Source organism: Emergencia timonensis (genome assembly GCF_900086585.1).
GTDB lineage: Bacteria > Bacillota > Clostridia > Peptostreptococcales > Anaerovoracaceae > Senimuribacter > Senimuribacter timonensis.
Genome location: NZ_FLKM01000009.1, coordinates 2,214,741 through 2,233,499, shown reverse-complemented (window position 1 = coordinate 2,233,499; position 18,759 = coordinate 2,214,741). Strand labels below are relative to the sequence as shown.

Here is an 18,759-nt window from a genome sequence, read left to right as displayed (position 1 = left end):
AAAGTAGGGTATGAAGTGGATTAAAAATCACAAGTTAATCAGTTTTCTTTTGGCAATTATCCTGATCAGCCTCGTGGTGCTGGTCGGTTCCGTTGCGTCTGGCGGCAGGGGGAATATCTTTACAAATATTTTAAACAGCGTGTATTCTGTCGTTGAAAAACCGGTTTCAAAGGTTGCAGGGGGCATCTCTGATAATGTGTCGGGTATATTTTCATATAAACGGATTCAAAATGAAAACGAACAACTAAAAAAAGAGAATGAAGAATTAAAACAGCAGGTGACCAGCCTGACTCTTTCAGCGAATGAACTGAAAGAACTGAAAGCACTATCAAAGGTGCTCAACTATAAGGGCATCGACGGAGCAGGGGATTTGGTCTCTGCCGATGTGGTCTCCATGGATGGAACCAACTGGATGAATATCTTTACCATCGACTGCGGCAGTGAGAGCGGCGTCAAACAGGGCAGTATCGTCATCTGCGGTGACGGCTTGGTCGGCAGAGTGAATTCTGTAGGAAAAGGCTGGGCGAAAGTAACCTCTCTCATCGACGAATCCAGCAAAATCAGTTTTAAGATTTCTGGAAATCTGCAGTTGATCGGTGTTGTCGAAGGTTCTGCTGACGGCAAACTATCCGGATTTATGCTGGACAACAAAGCCAAGGTTTCCGAAGGTGACAAGATCATCACTTCCGGCATGGGTATGTATCCAGCTGGAATTGAAATCGGAAAAGTAACAAAAGTGAAATATGACAGCAATGCACAGTTGCAGAAGGTGACCATCAAGCCTTCCGTAGAGTTTAAATCGCTGCAGAAAGTTTCGGTGATTCTATGAAGTACTGGCAGGGGTTCATACTCTTTTTAGCGGCATTTATCTTGCAGCCTTTTTTCCACAACTTGATTCCGGCATTTGGTGGGAATGTGAATCTGATTCTTTGCCTCACTGTCATCATGACGTTTCTATATGATGAAACTGTAATAGGGATTTTCTTTGGGCTGGTGTTTGGCCTTGCCGGCGATTTGTTCTATGGTATGTACGCAGGTCCGGGTGCATTTTCCCTGGTAGCAGTAGGGGTGGCGGTACTACTATTGAAAAGGTTTGCAAACAAAGAAAATTTTATCAACGCATTGATTACGATGCTTTTGTCAACATGGATGTATGCATCTGTTTACTGGCTGGTCTACTATTTTATCGGCAGTCCATACAGTTATCTATACGCGATGAAGTCTCTGCCTTGGCAGCTTCTGTTCAATACAGTTGTTGCAGCGATACTTTATTTCGTACTAATTAAAAGGGTTATTAAGCACAGAAGAGATAGGTATTTTAGATGAACAAGAATATAAAACTATTCAATTCGAGATATCGGCAGATTGTGGCAATCATCTTTGTCCTTATGGCTATTTTAGCCATAAGGCTTTTTGTCGTCACTGTTCTGCAGCATGACGATTGGACAGCGAAAGCTTCTGATCAGAATACGAAGACGATTCAGACGTCTGCTCCGAGGGGAAATATATACGATCGGAACGGGAATGCACTGGCCTTGAACAAGCAGGTTTTTACCGTAAACTTCAACGCCAGCGCCTTGAGTACGGAAGAAATCAATTCATCCTCGCTGAAGCTGATTAATTTACTGATTAAAAACGGCGATAAGTATACCGACAATTTTCCAATCAAAATCACCGATTCCGGAACATATTATTATACGTATAAAGAGAAAATCAAAACATGGCTGAGAAAACAGGGCTTTGCCGATAATCTGTCGGCGAAGGAGGCCTTCAGCAAACTCTGTATCAAATACAAAGTTGACTACAGTGAGGCCAATCCCGAACAGCGTTATACTGCTATGGAAACGCTGCAGACCAAATACAATCTGGATCCGCCTATTTCCGTCAAGAGTATGACATACACTTACGATAACGAACTGGCAGCGTTTCTCGAAAAGTTTGGATTTGAAAAAGACGAAATAAAAAAAGGCGTGTCGGCCAAAGCCTGCTTCCAAAAGCTGAGAAAGAACTATGAAATCGATAAATCTCTCAGCGACAAAGAAGCGCGCAAGATTTTTATCATTAGAAACGAGATTGCGACCAATGGATTTACACGGTATATCCCGATCAAGGTTGCATCTGATATCAGCAAAAAAACCATCGCTTACATCGAGGAGTCGGGCATTCCGGGACTGGAAGTCTCTTCTGAGACGAAGCGGTACTATCCAAACAAAAACACAGCGGCCCATATTATCGGCTACATGGGTTCCATTTCAGAGAGTGAGTCGAAGGAGTATGTGGAAAAGGGCTACAGCGCCAGCGATTTGATTGGTAAAGACGGCATTGAAGCTGCTTTGGAGGAAAAGCTCCACGGCACCCCGGGCATTCGCAAGATCAAGGTCAACAGCAGCGGTGAATACGTGGAAACCTTAGAAGAAACAGAGGCGGAAAAAGGCTCGGACGTCTATCTGACCATCGATTTAGATTTGCAGAAGACGGCGGAACAGGCTTTAAAGAGGGCCATCGCCAGTGCGGCTAACAGCAGCAGCGGTGCTGTCGTTGCCAGTGATATAGAAACAGGCGATGTTCTGGCTATGGCCAGCTATCCTGATTTCGATCCCAATATCTTTGCAAACGGCATCTCCACCAAGGCCTGGGAGTCGGTGCAGCCGGAAAATGAGAGAGACTATCTGGCGCCGAGACCGCTGATGAATAATGCGACCAGGACTTCCATCGCTCCAGGATCCACATTTAAACCGATTACAGCCATTGCCGCTTTGGAATGCGGCTTAGATCCTAATCGCTATATCACTGACAGGGGCGTTATCAAATACGGCGACAGAGAGTTCGCCTGTTCCGCCTGGAACGACTATGGCGGCACCCACGGCAACGAAACCCTGGAGTGGGGTATCGGAAACTCCTGTAACTATTACTTCTTCTGCATTGCAACAGGAAAAGACTGGGGTACCGGCGCATCATTAGGTTATTCACAGAAAATCACGGTAGACAAGATTTTGAATACCGCCAAGCAGTTCGGTCTGGCAGATAAGACGGGCATCGAAATTGGGGAATTTACCAATGACTTAGCTTCTGAAGAGACAAAGTTGGAAACCTATGAAATCGGTGTGGAAAATTATCTGTATATCAACGCGCACAAACTTTTCCCAGCTGCAGTCGTGGACGATTATGACAAGCTGAAGAAAAATATGGAGACCATCTCCGGCTGGACGAAGGACAACCCGGATTACGAAGAAGTGGTTCAACTGCTGAAGGAAAAGACTGACGTCAAGAAGGATCAGATTGAGAACGTAGCATCTACAGTTAAATTCGACTACTTTATTCAGGCTCAATGGACCACCGGTGACCAGTTTAACCTGTCTATCGGTCAGGGCGACAACGCCTATACGCCGCTGCAGATGGCTAACTACGTGGCGACCTTAGGAAACAACGGCGTCAGAAATCAGGTCAGCGTTGTGGCCGGCGTGGAAGGCGAAGGTGCAACGAAAAAAGACAAGGCTACAGATTTGAATTTAAAGGCCGGAACTTTGGATGAAGTCATCAAAGGCATGAAGCGCGTATGCTCCAGCGGTACCCTTTCAGGCGTATTCGGCAACTTCCCGGTGGAGGTAGCTGGTAAGACCGGAACGGCGGAATACCAGGCTATCAAGCAGCCTGCAAGTGAAGTGAAGTATGTCAAGAACCGTCTCGGCACGCTCAACGCCGCTGCCGGAACTTCTGTCACCTGGTCCAAGGTGAAAAAGACTATGGAAAAGATGATGGAAGAAGAACCAGAGAGATACTCAACTGAGGACAAGACTGTTGACGACGCTGTCATCAAGGCCAGCAATTACAAGATTACCCAGGGTATGATTGACAGTGGAAAAGGCGGCTATGACTACAACGCCTGGACCATTGCTATGGCGCCGGCGGATAATCCGAAGATTGCCGTAGCCGTATTGCTGATTCAGGGCGGATATTCATCCTCAGCAGCGCCAGTTGCAAAAGATATCATCGCCGACTATCTGAACGTCTATGGCGACAAGAAAGTAAAGACTACGAAGACAGACATCGACGGAACGAACAAAGTACAATAAAAAAGACGATAGCTATAATTGATTGGAGGAAGAAATGGGCAAAGTATTTTTAATTGCGTCTGGGAAGGGCGGGACAGGAAAGACTATGTTTGCAGCAAATTTTGGTGCGACTCTTGCAAAAAGAGGAAACAGCGTGGTAATACTGGATCTGGACCTGGGCCTGCGAAATCTTGACTTATATTTTGGACTCGAAAACAATGTAGTATACGATGTGTACGATGTTCTGACCGGCGTATGCCGCATCAAGCAGGCTTTGATCAAGGATAAGCGCTTTGAAGAGTTATACGTCATGGCAGCTTCACCGTCCAGAGACGATGGAACTTTGACACCGCTGCACATGCAGGTTTTGTGTGAGAAGCTGAAGAACACCTATGATTATGTCATCATCGACGCGCCTTCCGGCATCGACGACGGCCTGGTCCTTTCTGCGGCCGGGACAGATGAAGCTATCATCGTCACCATGCCCGAGTATTCAGCCCTGCGCGACGCGGATACTTTGGATCGTGAGCTGCTGAAGCTGGGGATTAAGAACCGCTATGTCGTTCTCAACAAGGTCATTGCGGAAATGATGTCATCCGGATTTGCGCCGCGGCTGCGTGAAATCACGACGATTATGCGTCCGCCTCTTGCAGGCGTAATTCAATTTGACGAGAACATTCAGATTTCAACCAATCTAGGCGTGCCTATCGTGCTGAAAGATGGTACTTATATACAGGAAAACTTCGACAAAATCACAGATCGAATTTTAAATGCGTAGCGAGCAAACAATTATCCCTCTGGAATATCCAGGGGGATTTTTACTTTGCAGACCCGCATTTTTTACCAAATCTTCTAATCATTTTTTTAGAAAGAGTATGGAACGAATGATAAAATAGTCTTGTATCAGATTAAGTCTAATACAAGACTTAAGCTATATATAGAAAGAATCAAATATTTTGTGATTAGGAGAAACCTATGAGTAATAAGAGAAATATGAGAAATGCGATATCGGTCCGAATGCAGATTGGGATTGTCTCGATGCTTTCTATGAAGCCATTGATGAGTTTTACGCCGGCAAGGGAATACATTTAGAATCACAGATGTTCCTTTGATATAAATCATTTATTTTTCAAAAAAGATACTGCTTGCCCAGCAGTATCTTTTTCATGTCCTTTAAAAATTAATTCCTTTACTGCGCATACCAACATCTAACACCAGCCCCAGAGCCAGCATATTGGAGATGATGGAAGAACCGCCGTAACTGAGGAATGGAAGGGTGATACCAGTAACCGGCATCAGTCCGATGGTCATAGCGATGTTCTCAAAGATCTGGAAGGCGAACATGCCGATGATTCCGGCCACAACCAGAGCACCATAGAAATCCAGAGAATTCCTGACAATATTGGCCATGCGTACAAGCAAGATCGTAAATAGACCGATGACAGCTAGTCCACCAATCATGCCTAACTCTTCACCGATGACAGAAAAAATAAAGTCTGATGTTTGGACCGGAATAAAATCCAATTCCTTTTGCGTGCCGTTAAACAGGCCTTTGCCGAACACACCGCCGGAGCCGATGGCAATCTTTGACTGCCATACCTGGTAATTGCCTGACAAGTCCAGGTTTTCTGGATGGAGAAAGGCTTCGATACGCTCTCGTTGGTACTCCGCCATAAACACGTAGGCTACGGGCACGGCAGCGACTACCAGAGCGAAGAACTTTGCGAACACCTTCAGGTTGATGCCAGCGAAGAAGATCATCACGACCCAAATGGCGGCAAAAACCAGCGCGCTTCCCAGGTCCTCCTTAAGGACGATGACGATAATCGGTGCGGCCACGATGCCGGCTTTGATCAGTCCCTTAAAATTGTATAGGTCGTCCCGATGTTCGTTGAGATATCCGGCCATGATCAGGATAAACAGAATTTTTACGATTTCAGATGGCTGGATGGTGATAACCCTCAGATTGATCCAGGATCTGGCGCCAAATTGTTCCATACCCAATCCCGGGATATAAACCATCAGCAACAGCACTAATGACAAGATGTACAAATATTTCTCTAACCCGGAGAACATGCTGTAGTTAAATGATAGGATGACGAAGATGGCGATTGTCCCCAGTATGTAAGCTGCAATCTGAACAATGACATCACGGCTGAAGAAGCCTGTACTAATTTGTGTGCTGCCAATCATCAGAATACTGGTAGCCGCCAGCAGACCGATGACGATGATCATGGCTTTATCAACGTTTTTAATTAAATTTGAAAAATTGTTCATAGTTTTCCCCTCTTGTTCTTGACATTATGTCTATTGCAACATTATAATATATATTGTGCGAATATATCAAGATTTAATTATGTAATGCGAAATTTTTTTAAAAAATACCTTGAAAATATAACAGACGCCGAATGACCGCTTCGAAAGGCGGTAGATTCCATCACTGGCTTTTGGCATCTGTTGCAAGCATCTTAGCCTTCGGGTAAGAGAGGCTTGCCAGGAGCACTGCTCCACTTTAAACAAAGTAGGAAAACACAGAAAACATTTATCTACTGATGTTTTAGGACAACTTAATAGAAAAGGAGGTGCTTTAATGTCTCCAATAATATGGATTATAATTATTGTAGTTGTAGCAGCCATATGCTTATTGATCGGATATATATTAAGAAAAAACATTGGCGAGAAGGCTATTGGAAGCGCAGAACAAAAAGCTAAGAATCTAATACTAGACGCTGAGAATAGATCCGAGACTATCAAGAAAGAGATTACATTAGAAGCAAAAGAAGAAGCTCATCGTATGAGAACCGACGTTGAGCGGGAAGTAAGAGAAAGAAGGGCGGAAATACAACGCTCTGAAAGACGGTTAATTCAAAAAGAAGAATCAGTTGATAGAAAACTGGAAAACATCGAAAAAAGAGAAGAGAGCATTACAAGACACGAAAACGAAATTTTAGAGAAAAAAAGAGAATTAGAAGGTTTTGTCGCAAGACAGATCGAGGAATTAGAAAAGATTTCCGGTTTGACAGCAGACGAAGCGAAGGCGCTTTTACTGGATGAAATTGAAAAGGACGTCAGACACGACGCATCCTTGATGATCAAAGACATCGAGTCAAAAGCTAAAGAAGAGGCTGACAAGAAGGCGAAAGAAATCATCACCGGCGCAATTCAAAGATGCGCGGCAGATCACGTTGCTGAGAGTACCGTATCTGTGGTCGCCCTTCCTAACGATGAGATGAAGGGAAGAATCATCGGTCGTGAGGGAAGGAACATCAGAGCAATCGAAACCTTGACAGGCGTAGATCTGATCATCGACGATACGCCAGAAGCAGTGATTGTATCGGGCTTTGATCCGGTGAGAAGAGAAATTGCACGCATTGCTTTAGAGAAATTGATTGTCGACGGCAGAATTCATCCGGCAAGAATCGAAGAAATGGTAGAAAAGGCAGAAAAAGAAGTCAACGCCATCATTAAAGAAGAAGGTGAACAAGCGACTTTCGAAGTGGGCATTCACAATCTTCACCCAGAGTTGGTCAAGCTTTTAGGAAGGCTAAAATACAGAACCTCTTACGGACAGAATGTGTTAAAGCATTCTGTAGAGGTAGCACATCTGGCAGGACTTATGGCTGGAGAGCTGGGACTTGATGTCAAACTGGCCAAGAGAGCGGGTCTTTTACACGATATCGGTAAGGCTTTGGATCACGAATACGAAGGTACACACGTGGACATCGGTATTCAGGTATTGAAGAAATACAAAGAATCAGAAGCTGTGATAAACGGCATGGCCGCACACCATGGCGACTATGAACCGAAGAGCATGGAAGCTGTATTGATTGCAGCGGCAGACGCCCTTTCAGCAGCTAGACCTGGCGCAAGAAGAGAAACGCTCGATGCATATATCAAGAGACTGGAGAAATTAGAAGAGATCGCGAATACGACCAAAGGCGTAGATAAGTCCTTTGCAATCCAGGCAGGCAGAGAGATTAGAATCATTGCGAAACCAGAAGAGATGAACGACGAGGGTATCGTTTTATTGGCTAGAGATATTTCCAAAAAGATCGAATCTGAATTGGAGTATCCTGGACAGATTAAAGTCAATGTAGTGAGAGAGACAAGAGCAATCGACTACGCGAAGTAGGCTGTAAACAAGAAATCTAACTCCCCATGTAACGTGGGGAGTTATTTGTTCAATTTGAGGAGTATATGGAAAACAGAATTAAGGAAAGCACATCGTATTATAAGAGATTGTTATTGTTGGCTGTGCCAATCGTCATACAGCATCTCATTACCGTGGGGTTGAATCTGGTAGACAATATCATGATCGGCCGTTTGGGAGCGCTGCCCTTGGCCGCAGTAGGTTCTGCCAATCAGGTATACTCTATTTATGAAATGGTGCTATTCGGTCTTTTCAGCGGGGCGGCAGTTCCTCTGGCTCAGTATTACGGGGCGCGGGATTACAAGAATATTAAGCGCATTGTCGGTATGGACATTACTGTCGGTCTGTCAGCAGCATTGGTGACTCTGATTATGGCGCAGCTCTTTGCTCCGCAGATTATCAGCCTCTTTGCAGAAGAGCAGGAAGTAATTCGCCTTGGGACACAGTATATCAGAATCGCCTCCTTTACCTATCTGACTGTCGCTGTCAGTTTTGTCATTTCCTACAACTCCAGATCGGTGCAGATTGTCAAGGTGCCGACGATTATAAATATCTGCTGCATCTTGACAAACACGCTTTTAAATTATATCCTTATTTACGGAAATTTTGGTGCACCTGCTTTGGGCGTGCGAGGAGCTGCGATTGCTACACTGATCGCCAGAATCATTGAACTGGCATCGCTTGTGATTTATCTGTGCGTTGACAAAGATCATCCGTTCCACGGAAAGCTTTCGGAGTTTAAAGGTTTCAGCAGAGACCTGTTCCGTCGTGTCATGAGGACTGCTATGCCGGTGGTCGTCAGTGAGGGTGGATGGTCCTTAGGTGTCACATTAACCTTTGCAGCTTATGGTAAAATCAGTGCAGAAGCTCTGGCTGTGATGCAAGTCAGCAACGTTCTCTGCGTTTTCTGTCAGTGTGCATCATTTGGACTTGGCAACGCGTCAGCTGCTTTGACGGGAGAAACTCTGGGGCAGAAGGAAACAGCGCTGGCTTATGAGAATACGAAGAAATACATGAAAGTACAGTGGCTTCTGACAGGAATCATGACTGTGATGATTTTGGCTTTAAGGGGACCCATAGCTTCCATCTATCACTTCGACGAGCAGACCACGACCATGCTGATGCTGGCACTGGGCGTTTTCGCCTTTACCATGATACCCCGCATGATTGCCTACGCCGTGCAGTGCGGCATTCTGCGGGCCGGCGGTGACACTTTGTTCTGCATGGCAGTCGAGCTTTCCTGCAATCTGGGAATAGAAGTGATACTGGCCTATGTCAGTGTGCTTGTTTTCCACCTGCCGCTGCACCTCTGTATTGCGGTTGCCGCTGCAGGAAATCTGCTCAAAGCGATTATTGAGTATAGAAGATATCTGAGTAAAAAATGGATTAATGTAATAATATAGGTGAGAAATATGTTTGTATATTTGGACAATAGCGCGACTACGAGACAATACGATGAAGTTACCAGACAGATGAAAGAGGCGATGGATGATTTCTATGGCAATCCTTCTGCCCTTCACTCTTTGGGACTGGCCTCAGAGAAAAAAATCAGAGCCGCAAGACAGAACCTGGCTAGTGCTTTAGGGGCGAAGGAAGAGGAGATTGTCTTTACTTCCGGCGGTACGGAGAGTGACAATATGGCCCTTTACGGTATCGCGCAGGCAAAGAAACGGGAAGGCAAGAAGATTATCACTTCAAAGGTCGAGCATCCCGCTGTCCTGGAGGCATGCAAGGTATTAGAAAAAGAAGGATTTGACGTCACGTATATCGGGGTGGATGATCAGTGCCGTCTCGATACAACGCAGCTGCGTGCTGCCATAGACGATCAGACTACGCTGATTTCCATCATGGCGGTAAACAACGAGACGGGAACGATCATGCCTGTGGAAGAGATTAGCAGGCTCAAGGGGCGGTCTATTCTTCATGTGGACGCTGTCCAGGGGTTTGGGAAAATTAGCTTGCAGGGTTTAGGAGCGGACCTGATTTCTGTCAGCGCTCATAAGATTCATGGCCCAAAAGGTATCGGCGCGCTTTATGTTAAAAAGGGCGTCAACTTGCCGGCTTTCATCGTCGGCGGCGGCCAGGAGCGCCACATGCGCTCGGGTACTGAAAACGTACCGGGCATCATCGGCTTTGGCGCAGCCTGTCAGATCGCCATGAGTGATATTGACGGACGTATGGAAAAAATGGCGGCAGCCAGAAACTATCTGTTAGCGGGAATCTGCGACCAGATTTCCGACATCCGGGTTAACAGCCCCGAGGATGGCGCTGCATCGGTATTGAATATTTCTTTTCTGGGGACGAGAGGTGAAGTTTTGCTCCATACGCTGGAACAGGATCAGATCTTCGTTTCCACTGGATCCGCCTGCTCTTCCAATAAGAAGGGCGGTAGCCACGTCCTAGCCGCTATGGGTCTTTCGGACAAGGAAATCGAAGGTGCCATTCGATTTAGTTTTAACGAGTTCAATACCACAGAAGAGATGGATTACGTCATAGCAAAAGTCAAAACGGCAGTGAAGCGCTTCCGCAGATTGGGGTCGTTTAGATAATGGAGTTGCCCCACTTTGCGCAGCAAATCGATGGGAACTCCTTATGCTTTATCGCCCCACGAGCGGAGGGAGTGGCTAGGCGATAGTCGTATAATGGTCTGGTCCCGATTTGCGCAGCAAATTGATGGGAACGCTTTATGCTTTATCGCCCCACGAGCGGAGGGAGTGGCTAGGCGATAGTCGTATAATGGTCTGGTCCCGATTTACGCAGTAAATCGATGGACAGACCTTATGCTGACATTCCCCGGCTTTAGCCGGTCTGGAACGTGTCGTATAATGGAGTTGCCATGCTTAGCTGCGTCAACCGCGGCGTTTCACCGCAATCTGCCATAATTGAGTAAAAAATCGCCTTTTAGGCATTTTATCTAAAATATAAAAGATATATACCCCCATAGGGTAGGAGAAGTAGGAGTAGAGCAATGAACGAACAGAATATTTTCATCGTCAGGTGCGGTGAAGTGGCGCTCAAGGGGATGAACAAACCATATTTTGAGCGCATGTTGGTAGAGAGAATCAAAAAGAACGTAAAACAATTTGCCGGTGTGGATGTGCGCCGCCATGAGGGACTGATCTACGTCAGGGCGGACAAGTCCATAGACAGAGAGCAGCTCCTCAAACAGATCGGCAAGGTCTTTGGCGTAGCGTCCATCAGCCCGGCGGTAGAAGCTCCGAGCAATCTGGACGCCATCGGAGAAGAAGCGGTCAAATATATGCTGGATCTGATTGAGACCAAGGGAATCAAGACCTTCAAAGTGGAGGCGAAGAGAGCGGACAAGAACTTCCCGGTCAAGTCGCCGGAAATCGGCAGAATTATCGGCGCTAAGGTTTTGATCGGCTGCAAAGTGCTCAAAGTGGACGTTCACAATCCTGACGTGCATCTTTTCGTCGACGTGAGACACGACAAATCCTACATTTATCAGCAGAAAATTGCTGGCTTTGGAGGGCTTCCTCTCGGAACCAACGGAAAAGGCATGGTGCTTTTGTCCGGCGGCATCGACAGCCCCGTGGCAGCCTGGATGATGGCCAAAAGGGGCATGCTCATCGAAGCAGTTCATTTTCATTCCTATCCATACACTAGTCAGCGGGCGCAGGAGAAAGTGGAAGACCTGGCGCGGATCGTCGCTTCCTACTGCGGTAATTTCAAGATGCACGTCATCAACCTGCTGCCGATCCAGGAGCAGATTGTGCAGAACTGTCCGGAGGAAGAGACTACGATTCTGGTCAGACGTTTCATGATGCGTATTGCAGAGAAAATCGCTGAAAAGAATGGCGGCATGATGCTGATTACAGGTGAAAACCTGGGACAAGTTGCCAGCCAGACGGCAGAAGCTCTGGTGGTGACGGATGCCTGTGTCAAAATGCCTGTCATGCGGCCACTGATCGCCATGGATAAGGTGGACATCATGGACAAGGCGGAAGAAATCGGCACTTTCGAGACCTCCATCCAGCCTTACGAGGACTGCTGTACCGTGTTCCTGCCGAAGCACCCGTCGACGAAACCGAAGCTGGATCGGATCATAGAATCCGAAAGTAAATTGGATGTTGACCAGCTGGTAGAAGCAGCCGTGGCATCAGAAGAGATTGTCCAGATTCGACAAAATTAGTACAAAACCCCCATTTTCTCTTAAAGACAAGGCTTCGAACCGGGATTATAATAGAGGAAAGGGGGTTTTTCTATGGATACAATTTTTTATATAAAAGGCGATACGTTGGTGGTCTGCCTGTCAGGTGAGATCGACCATCATGTCGCAGAAAAAATCAGGAATGACATAGATGATGAGATAAAACTTTACGAAACGAAAAATCTCATCATGGACTTTTCAAAAGTGACTTTTATGGACAGTTCCGGTGTAGGCGTTGTCCTCGGAAGATATAAAAAGGTAGGTGAACTGGGAGGAACTGTGACAATCCGTAACGCGGACAGGTTAGTCAAGCAGATTTTAGACATGTCGGGTATTTTCTCCCTGATGAAATACGAAGAAACAGAGAATTAGGAGGAAGAGATGGAAGGAAATATTGTAAAACTGGAATTTGAAGCGCTGCCAGAAAACCAGGGTTTTGCCAGATCAGTCGTCAGCGCTTACTGCGTCAGTCTCGACCCTACCCTGGAGGAACTGACGGAGATTAAAACGGCTGTATCTGAGGCTGTAAGCAATGCAATCATACATGGATATGAGAGAAAAGGTACAGGACAGATTGAAATGGAACTGAAAACCATGGATAAGGATAAGGTTTACATCAAAATTACCGATTATGGCAAGGGAATCCGCGACATCAAAAAGGCTAGGGAACCGATGTTTTCCACAGAGGAAAGCCGGGAGATGTCCGGCATGGGTTTCACTGTTATGGAGAGTTTCGTAGACAAAGTATTTGTAGAGTCAGAGCCGGATAAGGGAACAGCGGTGACTTTGATCAAATATCTGGATACTTATTATGGCGTATAAGTATGTGCCGGTCCCAAAGGAAGATACATATGAACTAATTAGAAAAGCACAAGAGGGTGACGAAGAAGCAAAGGCTTTGATTATAGAACAGAACACAGGTCTGGTGAAAAAAATCGCGCTGAAATTTTTATCCTCTGAATACGAGACAGACGATCTGATACAAATCGGATATATGGGACTGCTAAAAGCGGTGTATAAATTTGAACCTGAATATGACGTGATGTTTTCCACGTATGCTGTTCCCATGATTATTGGGGAAATCAAACGTTTTTTCAGGGACAACGGAAAGATCAAAACCAGCAGAAGCCTGAAGTCAGAAATCTATGCGCTGAAGAAAGTACAGGATGAACTCTGTAAAAAAAATGGATGCCAGCCGAGGATCAGTGAAGTGGCTGAAGCGATGAATCTGCCCCCGGAACATGTTGTAGAGATCATGGAGGCATCGTCAGCTCTGTCTAATGTAGCAAGCCTTGACAACCAGTTGGTGGAGGAAGAATACGACGCCTATTACAGCGAGGCTTCTCCTGAGAACAATCTGGACAGCATCATGATTAAAAAGGAAATCGCAAACCTGAAAGCTCGTGAACGTCAGGTTATTATTTTGCGCTATTATAAGGACATGACACAGCAGGAAATCGCCAAGCTGATGGGAATTTCGCAGGTGCAGGTGTCGAGAATCGAAAAGAAGGCCTTGGAAAATATCAGGCAAAAAATGGTTGAATAGTGAGTCGATAGTAACTCAGTCACTGAATTCGACATTTTCTTGCAAGAAATGCAAAAATGACTTGCAAAAAGGATTCAAAAGTGGTTTACTATATATGTATGCTGTTATTTTTGTAACAAACAAAACAGTATGGTATAACGCGGTTAAAAAAACATCCTCTCAATGAGGGGACCGTTATTATAATTTAAGGAGGCATTTACATGAACTTTCAACTAACGAAGGAACAAGAGTTCGTAAGAAAAATGGTAAGAGAATTTGCCACTAACGAAGTTGAACCATTAGCTGCAGACATTGACCAGGAACACAGATTTCCAGAAGAAACTGTGGAAAAGATGGCCAAGTTTGGCATGCTGGGTGTTCCATTCCCAACTCAGTACGGTGGAGCAGGCGGAGACCACATCTCCTACGCAATCACTGTAGAAGAATTATCAAGAGTTTGCGCATCCACAGGCGTAATCTGTTCAGCACACACTTCACTTTGCTGCTGGCCTATTTTCAACTGGGGTAACGAAGAACAGAGACAGAAATATCTGCCAGACCTGTTATCCGGTAAAAAATTAGGTGCTTTCGGTCTGACAGAGCCAAACGCTGGTACAGATGCAAGCGGACAGCAGACAAGAGCTGAATTAGTTGGAGATAAATGGGTCTTAAACGGAGCAAAGGTATTCATCACTAACGGCGGATATGCTGACGTTTTCGTTGTAATGGCTATGACAGATAAGAAAAAAGGAAACCACGGAATCAGTGCTTTCATCGTAGAGAAGAACGATCCAGGTTTCTCAATTGGTAAAACAGAAGACAAGATGGGTATTTGCGCATCTTCTACTACTGAACTTATTTTCCAGAACTGTGAAATCCCTCAGGACAGAATCTTAGGTCAGGTTGGAGACGGATTCAAGGTTGCTATGTCAACTCTTGACGGCGGCCGTATCGGTATCGCTTCCCAGGCTCTAGGTATCGCACAGGGTGCATTTGACGTTACAGTTGAATACATGCAGGCAAGAAAACAGTTCGGCAAGAAATTATCACAGATGCAGGCGCTGCAGTTCGAGATGGCTAATCTGAAGACAAAGATCGAAGCTTCAAGATTGTTAATCTACAAGGCTGCTGACCTGAAAGACAAACACCTGCCATACGGTGAAGCTGCTGCAATGGCTAAACTGTTTGCTGCTGAAACTGCAATGGAAGTAACCACGAAGTGCGTTCAGTTCCACGGTGGATATGGATACACGAAGGATTACCCAGTTGAAAGAATGATGAGAGACGCTAAGATTACTGAGATTTACGAAGGAACTTCAGAAGTTCAGAGAATGGTAATCGCTGGTGCGACTTTCAAAAAATAAGATAGTAGGAGGAAATAGAAATGGCATTTAAGATTATCGTATGCGCAAAGCAGGTACCAGATACAAACGTTATCAAAATTAACCCTAAAACTGGTACTTTGATCAGAGACGGCGTTCCAAGCATCTTAAACCACGACGATGCAAACGCTTTAGAAGAAGCACTGAAGATTAAGGATAAGTATCCTGATACATATATTACAGTTGTTACTATGGGACCTCCTCAGGCTAACGATCTGCTATTCGAATGTATAGCAATGGGAGCTGATGAAGGCGTACTCGTATCCGACAGAGCAGTTGGTGGTTCCGATACATGGGCTACATCAAACACTCTGGAAGCAGCAATCAGAAAGATTGGCGACTTCGATCTGATCTTTGCTGGAAGACAGGCAATCGACGGAGATACTGCCCAGGTAGGACCACAGATTGCTGAAAAATTAGACTTACCTCAGGTTACATATGTTGAGGAATTCGAGATTGCTGATAACATGAAGGATATCACTGTTAAGAGACAGTTAGAAGATGGTTATGAACTGATCAAACTTCAGACTCCTTGCATGCTGACAGCAATCAAAGAACTGAACACTCCTAGATATATGAGCATGTCAGGGATCTTCGCTGACAAAGAAATGAAGACTTGGAACGCGAAGGACATCGAAGTTGACCTCACTACAGTAGGTCTGGAAGCTTCTCCTACAAACGTATTCAGATCATTTACACCTGCTCCAAAGGGCAAGGGCGTTACAATCGAAGGAGATACTGAAAAAGAAATCGCTGACAATCTTTTAATCAACTTAAAAGGAAAGCACGTAATCTAATTTAGGAGGAGGAATAACAATGGCTATTGAAATATTAAAAGAGAAATGTATAGGCTGCGGACTATGCTTCAAATCATGTCCTTACGATGCCTTCGAATTCGAACCATATGACGGCAACAAAGCTGGCAAGATTGCAAAAGTCAATGCAAAGTGCTCATTCTGTAACCAGTGCTTAACTGCTTGTAAGTTTGGCGCTATCAAAGAAAAAGCACAGGAAGCTGCAGTTGATCTTTCCGCATACAAGAATGTATGGGTATTCGCTGAACAGAGAGACGGAAAATTAATGAACGTTGCTCTTGAGCTGATCGGTGAAGGATACAGACTGGCAAAAGAAATCAGTGAAGATACAAAAGTTTGCGCTTTATTAGTTGGTGACGGAATCGACCACCTGGCTGAAGAGTGCTTCGCATATGGCGCTGAAGCAGTTTACATGATTCAGGATCCATTACTGAAGAACTTCACAACTGATGGTTATACAAAAGTAATCAAGCAGGCGATTGACGAATATAAGCCTGAAATCGTTCTTTACGGCGCTACTCATATCGGTCGTGACCTGGCTCCAAGAATTGCTGCCAGATGCAACACTGGTCTGACTGCTGACTGTACAAGACTGGACGTAAAAGTATCCAGCTACATAGACTTCGCTAAGAAGAATACTACATTAGATACTTCCACACTGGATCCAGACGATCCATCAACTGGAATCAAGCAGACTCGTCCTGCATTCGGCGGTAACCTGATGGCTACCATCATCTGCCCTAAGACCAGACCGCAGATGTCAACTGTACGTCCAGGCGTAATGCAGAAGAGAGACAAGGTTGAAGGCGCTACTGGTGAAGTAATCAACGTGAAACCTGAAATCACTGCTGCTGACATCAGAACGCAGATTGTTGAAATCGTAAAATCAGCTAAGGAATTAGTTTCCCTGACTGACGCTGAAATCATCTGCTCCGGCGGAAGAGGACTTGGCGATGCTTCCGGTTTCGAACTGATTCAGAAGTTCGCTGACAAGGTTGGCGGAGTTGTAGGTTCTTCTCGTGCAGCTGTTGACGCTGGATGGATTGACCACTCCCACCAGGTTGGACAGACAGGAACGACTGTTAAGCCTAAAATTTACTTTGCATGCGGTATTTCCGGCGCAATCCAGCACTTAGCTGGTATGCAGACTTCAGACATCATCGTTGCGATCAACAAAGATGCTGATGCTCCTATCATGGAAATTGCTGACTACGCAATCGTTGGAGATCTGTACAAAGTGATTCCTGCAATTATCGACGAATGGGATAATGCAGAAAAAATGTACGACGCTTCCACAAAATAATCAATTGAATTAAAAAAGTGCCAGCTTGTCTGGCACTTTTTGATTGGAATGATTGACTACAATTTTTCGATTGCTTCTTTAGACAGACCGGTGTATTTGGAAATGATCTCGTCGTCAAGACCGTCAGCCTTCATCTTGCGTGCAGTGTCAAAGGCAGCATCTTTTTTGCCCTCAGCAAGTCCCTCTTCGCGTCCTTCTGCAAGTCCTTGTTCTAGCCCTTCTTTTTTTCCGATGCTGTAACGCACATTCAGTTCCTCTTCAAGTGTCATAATCTGTTCGATCTCCTTTCTGCCGTTCAGGTCCTCCACCATCTGGTGGATCTGGCCGATGAAGGGGTCGTCGCCTTCTGTCTCCTGGCTGCTCAAATAGCAGAAGAACTCCCTCAGGGGCTCCGGAACCTTTTCTTTTGGACAGGTTGTGTTCAAGATTATTGTAAATGTTCCGTCACCGTATGGCAAGGATTTTTTGACATCATATTTTTCGAAGGAATAGACAGGCTCGCCCATACCGTAGTGGTCGAAGGTGCAGATGAAGATGACGAAGGAAGGGCGCAACTCTGTATACTCTGCGCCTGCGTGGAGCTGGTTGATGTCCATGGCGGCATGGTAGTAACGGCCGCGGAGGGGCAGGTAGGACTGTTTCTGGACCTGCATTTCGATATCGTTCCAGGACTCCCCGTCCTCAAACAGGACGTCCAGGCGGACGCTTTTTGCGTAGAGTCCTGGTATGATGGTCTTCTCCGTCTCCGATGAGGGCGGCTCAGGGAAACGGATCTTACTGATTTTGCGGCCGGGCAGGATGCGTTCAATCAGCTCGCGGCAGAGTTCGGCGTCCTTCATGACAATGGCAAAGACGAGGGGGTTGGTAATGGGGTATTTGACCTTTGTTAGTTTCATAAGTGCTCCTTTGCTGTATGTGTATATGTAAAATATTTACTGTAATTATTTTACATAATGCTGAATGAAAAGTCAAGGGGCCTTTTATACCACAAACGCATGTTTCTTTACAATAGAGTTAGGTTTTTTGCTATATCCAGGCATTCTCTGCGTAACTGAATTATGATTTTGGAGCATTAGCAGGGGAGTATCTCTGATTTCGGTTATTTTTTTCATGAATTTCAGTGTCTAAAATGCCGTATGCAATCCATAAAAGTAACTACATGCCGCATATTTACAGATGCTGTAAGCAATCACGGCTGTTTTGATGAAAATGACTTCGTATACTATCATGTGGTTACGCGAGACCTGTAAGACAGCGTCAAAAAACCTAACTTTATCGTACCAACTGTTCACTACATACCCCTATCCCCTATATAGCTGCCATTCGGGTAGAATGAATACCTTGAAAACTGCAGCACAATT

At 45.4% G+C, this 18,759-nt stretch carries 16 protein-coding genes; 14 read left to right on the top strand and 2 right to left on the bottom strand.

What is annotated here, in order from left to right:
• Window positions 1-10 precede the first annotated feature (10 nt).
• From mreC to minD, 4 genes are read left to right on the top strand one after another with little or no spacing between them, the layout of a single operon-like run.
• Complete coding sequence (gene mreC / locus BN6539_RS21415; protein ID WP_067543154.1) at window positions 11-829, top strand: rod shape-determining protein MreC; 819 nt, start codon at window positions 11-13, stop codon at window positions 827-829.
• Window positions 826-1,326, top strand: a complete 501-nt coding sequence (mreD, locus tag BN6539_RS21410; RefSeq protein WP_067543151.1) for a rod shape-determining protein MreD — start codon at window positions 826-828, stop codon at window positions 1,324-1,326. Before mreC ends, mreD begins: the two co-directional genes overlap by 4 nt.
• On the top strand, window positions 1,323-4,073 hold the full coding sequence (locus BN6539_RS21405) for a penicillin-binding transpeptidase domain-containing protein (protein ID WP_067543148.1): 2,751 nt from the start codon (window positions 1,323-1,325) through the stop codon (window positions 4,071-4,073). Before mreD ends, BN6539_RS21405 begins: the two co-directional genes overlap by 4 nt.
• A gap of 34 nt (window positions 4,074-4,107) precedes the next feature.
• Window positions 4,108-4,830: a septum site-determining protein MinD gene (gene minD, locus BN6539_RS21400; protein ID WP_067543145.1), complete on the top strand. Its 723-nt coding sequence runs from the start codon at window positions 4,108-4,110 to the stop codon at window positions 4,828-4,830.
• A gap of 395 nt (window positions 4,831-5,225) precedes the next feature.
• Here minD and rodA read toward each other — a convergent pair whose 3' ends face one another.
• Window positions 5,226-6,329 (bottom strand): rod shape-determining protein RodA, encoded by a 1,104-nt coding sequence (gene rodA, locus BN6539_RS21395; protein ID WP_067543142.1) that lies wholly within the window; start codon window positions 6,327-6,329, stop codon window positions 5,226-5,228.
• Between the two features lie 313 nt (window positions 6,330-6,642).
• On the opposite strand from rodA, the gene rny reads away from it, so the two are divergent.
• The 10 genes from rny (at window position 6,643) to BN6539_RS21345 (ending at window position 17,398) form a co-directional block, all read left to right on the top strand.
• On the top strand, window positions 6,643-8,184 hold the full coding sequence (rny, locus tag BN6539_RS21390; RefSeq protein ID WP_067543139.1) for a ribonuclease Y: 1,542 nt from the start codon (window positions 6,643-6,645) through the stop codon (window positions 8,182-8,184).
• Between the two features lie 65 nt (window positions 8,185-8,249).
• Window positions 8,250-9,605, top strand: coding sequence for an MATE family efflux transporter (locus BN6539_RS21385; RefSeq protein WP_067543136.1), 1,356 nt, complete (start codon window positions 8,250-8,252; stop codon window positions 9,603-9,605).
• A gap of 9 nt (window positions 9,606-9,614) precedes the next feature.
• Window positions 9,615-10,751: a cysteine desulfurase family protein gene (locus BN6539_RS21380; protein WP_067543133.1), complete on the top strand. Its 1,137-nt coding sequence runs from the start codon at window positions 9,615-9,617 to the stop codon at window positions 10,749-10,751.
• Window positions 10,752-11,170: 419 nt separating this feature from the next.
• Entirely contained in the window at window positions 11,171-12,355 is a 1,185-nt protein-coding gene (gene thiI, locus BN6539_RS21375; RefSeq protein WP_067543130.1) for a tRNA uracil 4-sulfurtransferase ThiI, read from the top strand.
• Between the two features lie 72 nt (window positions 12,356-12,427).
• Window positions 12,428-12,745, top strand: a complete 318-nt coding sequence (gene spoIIAA / locus BN6539_RS21370) for an anti-sigma F factor antagonist (protein WP_067543127.1) — start codon at window positions 12,428-12,430, stop codon at window positions 12,743-12,745.
• A 9-nt stretch (window positions 12,746-12,754) separates the two neighbouring features.
• Complete coding sequence (spoIIAB, locus tag BN6539_RS21365; RefSeq protein ID WP_067543124.1) at window positions 12,755-13,195, top strand: anti-sigma F factor; 441 nt, start codon at window positions 12,755-12,757, stop codon at window positions 13,193-13,195.
• Window positions 13,185-13,919: a sigma-70 family RNA polymerase sigma factor gene (locus tag BN6539_RS21360; RefSeq protein WP_067543121.1), complete on the top strand. Its 735-nt coding sequence runs from the start codon at window positions 13,185-13,187 to the stop codon at window positions 13,917-13,919. Before spoIIAB ends, BN6539_RS21360 begins: the two co-directional genes overlap by 11 nt.
• Window positions 13,920-14,119: 200 nt before the next feature.
• Window positions 14,120-15,262 (top strand): acyl-CoA dehydrogenase, encoded by a 1,143-nt coding sequence (locus tag BN6539_RS21355; protein ID WP_067543118.1) that lies wholly within the window; start codon window positions 14,120-14,122, stop codon window positions 15,260-15,262.
• A gap of 20 nt (window positions 15,263-15,282) precedes the next feature.
• Complete coding sequence (gene etfB / locus BN6539_RS21350; protein WP_067543115.1) at window positions 15,283-16,077, top strand: electron transfer flavoprotein subunit beta; 795 nt, start codon at window positions 15,283-15,285, stop codon at window positions 16,075-16,077.
• Between the two features lie 19 nt (window positions 16,078-16,096).
• Complete coding sequence (locus BN6539_RS21345) at window positions 16,097-17,398, top strand: electron transfer flavoprotein subunit alpha (protein ID WP_067543112.1); 1,302 nt, start codon at window positions 16,097-16,099, stop codon at window positions 17,396-17,398.
• A gap of 56 nt (window positions 17,399-17,454) precedes the next feature.
• Here BN6539_RS21345 and BN6539_RS21340 read toward each other — a convergent pair whose 3' ends face one another.
• Window positions 17,455-18,294: an Rpn family recombination-promoting nuclease/putative transposase gene (locus tag BN6539_RS21340; RefSeq protein WP_067543109.1), complete on the bottom strand. Its 840-nt coding sequence runs from the start codon at window positions 18,292-18,294 to the stop codon at window positions 17,455-17,457.
• Between the last annotated feature and the right edge of the window lie 465 nt (window positions 18,295-18,759).

What these genes read in the sequence shown, in the direction of transcription:
- mreC (WP_067543154.1), top strand. Translation starts at nt 11, where the DNA reads ATGAAGTGGATTAAAAATCACAAGTTAATCAGTTTTCTTTTGGCAATT.
- mreD (WP_067543151.1), top strand. Translation starts at nt 826, where the DNA reads ATGAAGTACTGGCAGGGGTTCATACTCTTTTTAGCGGCATTTATCTTG.
- BN6539_RS21405 (WP_067543148.1), top strand. Translation starts at nt 1,323, where the DNA reads ATGAACAAGAATATAAAACTATTCAATTCGAGATATCGGCAGATTGTG.
- minD (WP_067543145.1), top strand. Translation starts at nt 4,108, where the DNA reads ATGGGCAAAGTATTTTTAATTGCGTCTGGGAAGGGCGGGACAGGAAAG.
- rodA (WP_067543142.1), bottom strand. Translation starts at nt 6,329, where the DNA reads ATGAACAATTTTTCAAATTTAATTAAAAACGTTGATAAAGCCATGATC.
- rny (WP_067543139.1), top strand. Translation starts at nt 6,643, where the DNA reads ATGTCTCCAATAATATGGATTATAATTATTGTAGTTGTAGCAGCCATA.
- BN6539_RS21385 (WP_067543136.1), top strand. Translation starts at nt 8,250, where the DNA reads ATGGAAAACAGAATTAAGGAAAGCACATCGTATTATAAGAGATTGTTA.
- BN6539_RS21380 (WP_067543133.1), top strand. Translation starts at nt 9,615, where the DNA reads ATGTTTGTATATTTGGACAATAGCGCGACTACGAGACAATACGATGAA.
- thiI (WP_067543130.1), top strand. Translation starts at nt 11,171, where the DNA reads ATGAACGAACAGAATATTTTCATCGTCAGGTGCGGTGAAGTGGCGCTC.
- spoIIAA (WP_067543127.1), top strand. Translation starts at nt 12,428, where the DNA reads ATGGATACAATTTTTTATATAAAAGGCGATACGTTGGTGGTCTGCCTG.
- spoIIAB (WP_067543124.1), top strand. Translation starts at nt 12,755, where the DNA reads ATGGAAGGAAATATTGTAAAACTGGAATTTGAAGCGCTGCCAGAAAAC.
- BN6539_RS21360 (WP_067543121.1), top strand. Translation starts at nt 13,185, where the DNA reads ATGGCGTATAAGTATGTGCCGGTCCCAAAGGAAGATACATATGAACTA.
- BN6539_RS21355 (WP_067543118.1), top strand. Translation starts at nt 14,120, where the DNA reads ATGAACTTTCAACTAACGAAGGAACAAGAGTTCGTAAGAAAAATGGTA.
- etfB (WP_067543115.1), top strand. Translation starts at nt 15,283, where the DNA reads ATGGCATTTAAGATTATCGTATGCGCAAAGCAGGTACCAGATACAAAC.
- BN6539_RS21345 (WP_067543112.1), top strand. Translation starts at nt 16,097, where the DNA reads ATGGCTATTGAAATATTAAAAGAGAAATGTATAGGCTGCGGACTATGC.
- BN6539_RS21340 (WP_067543109.1), bottom strand. Translation starts at nt 18,294, where the DNA reads ATGAAACTAACAAAGGTCAAATACCCCATTACCAACCCCCTCGTCTTT.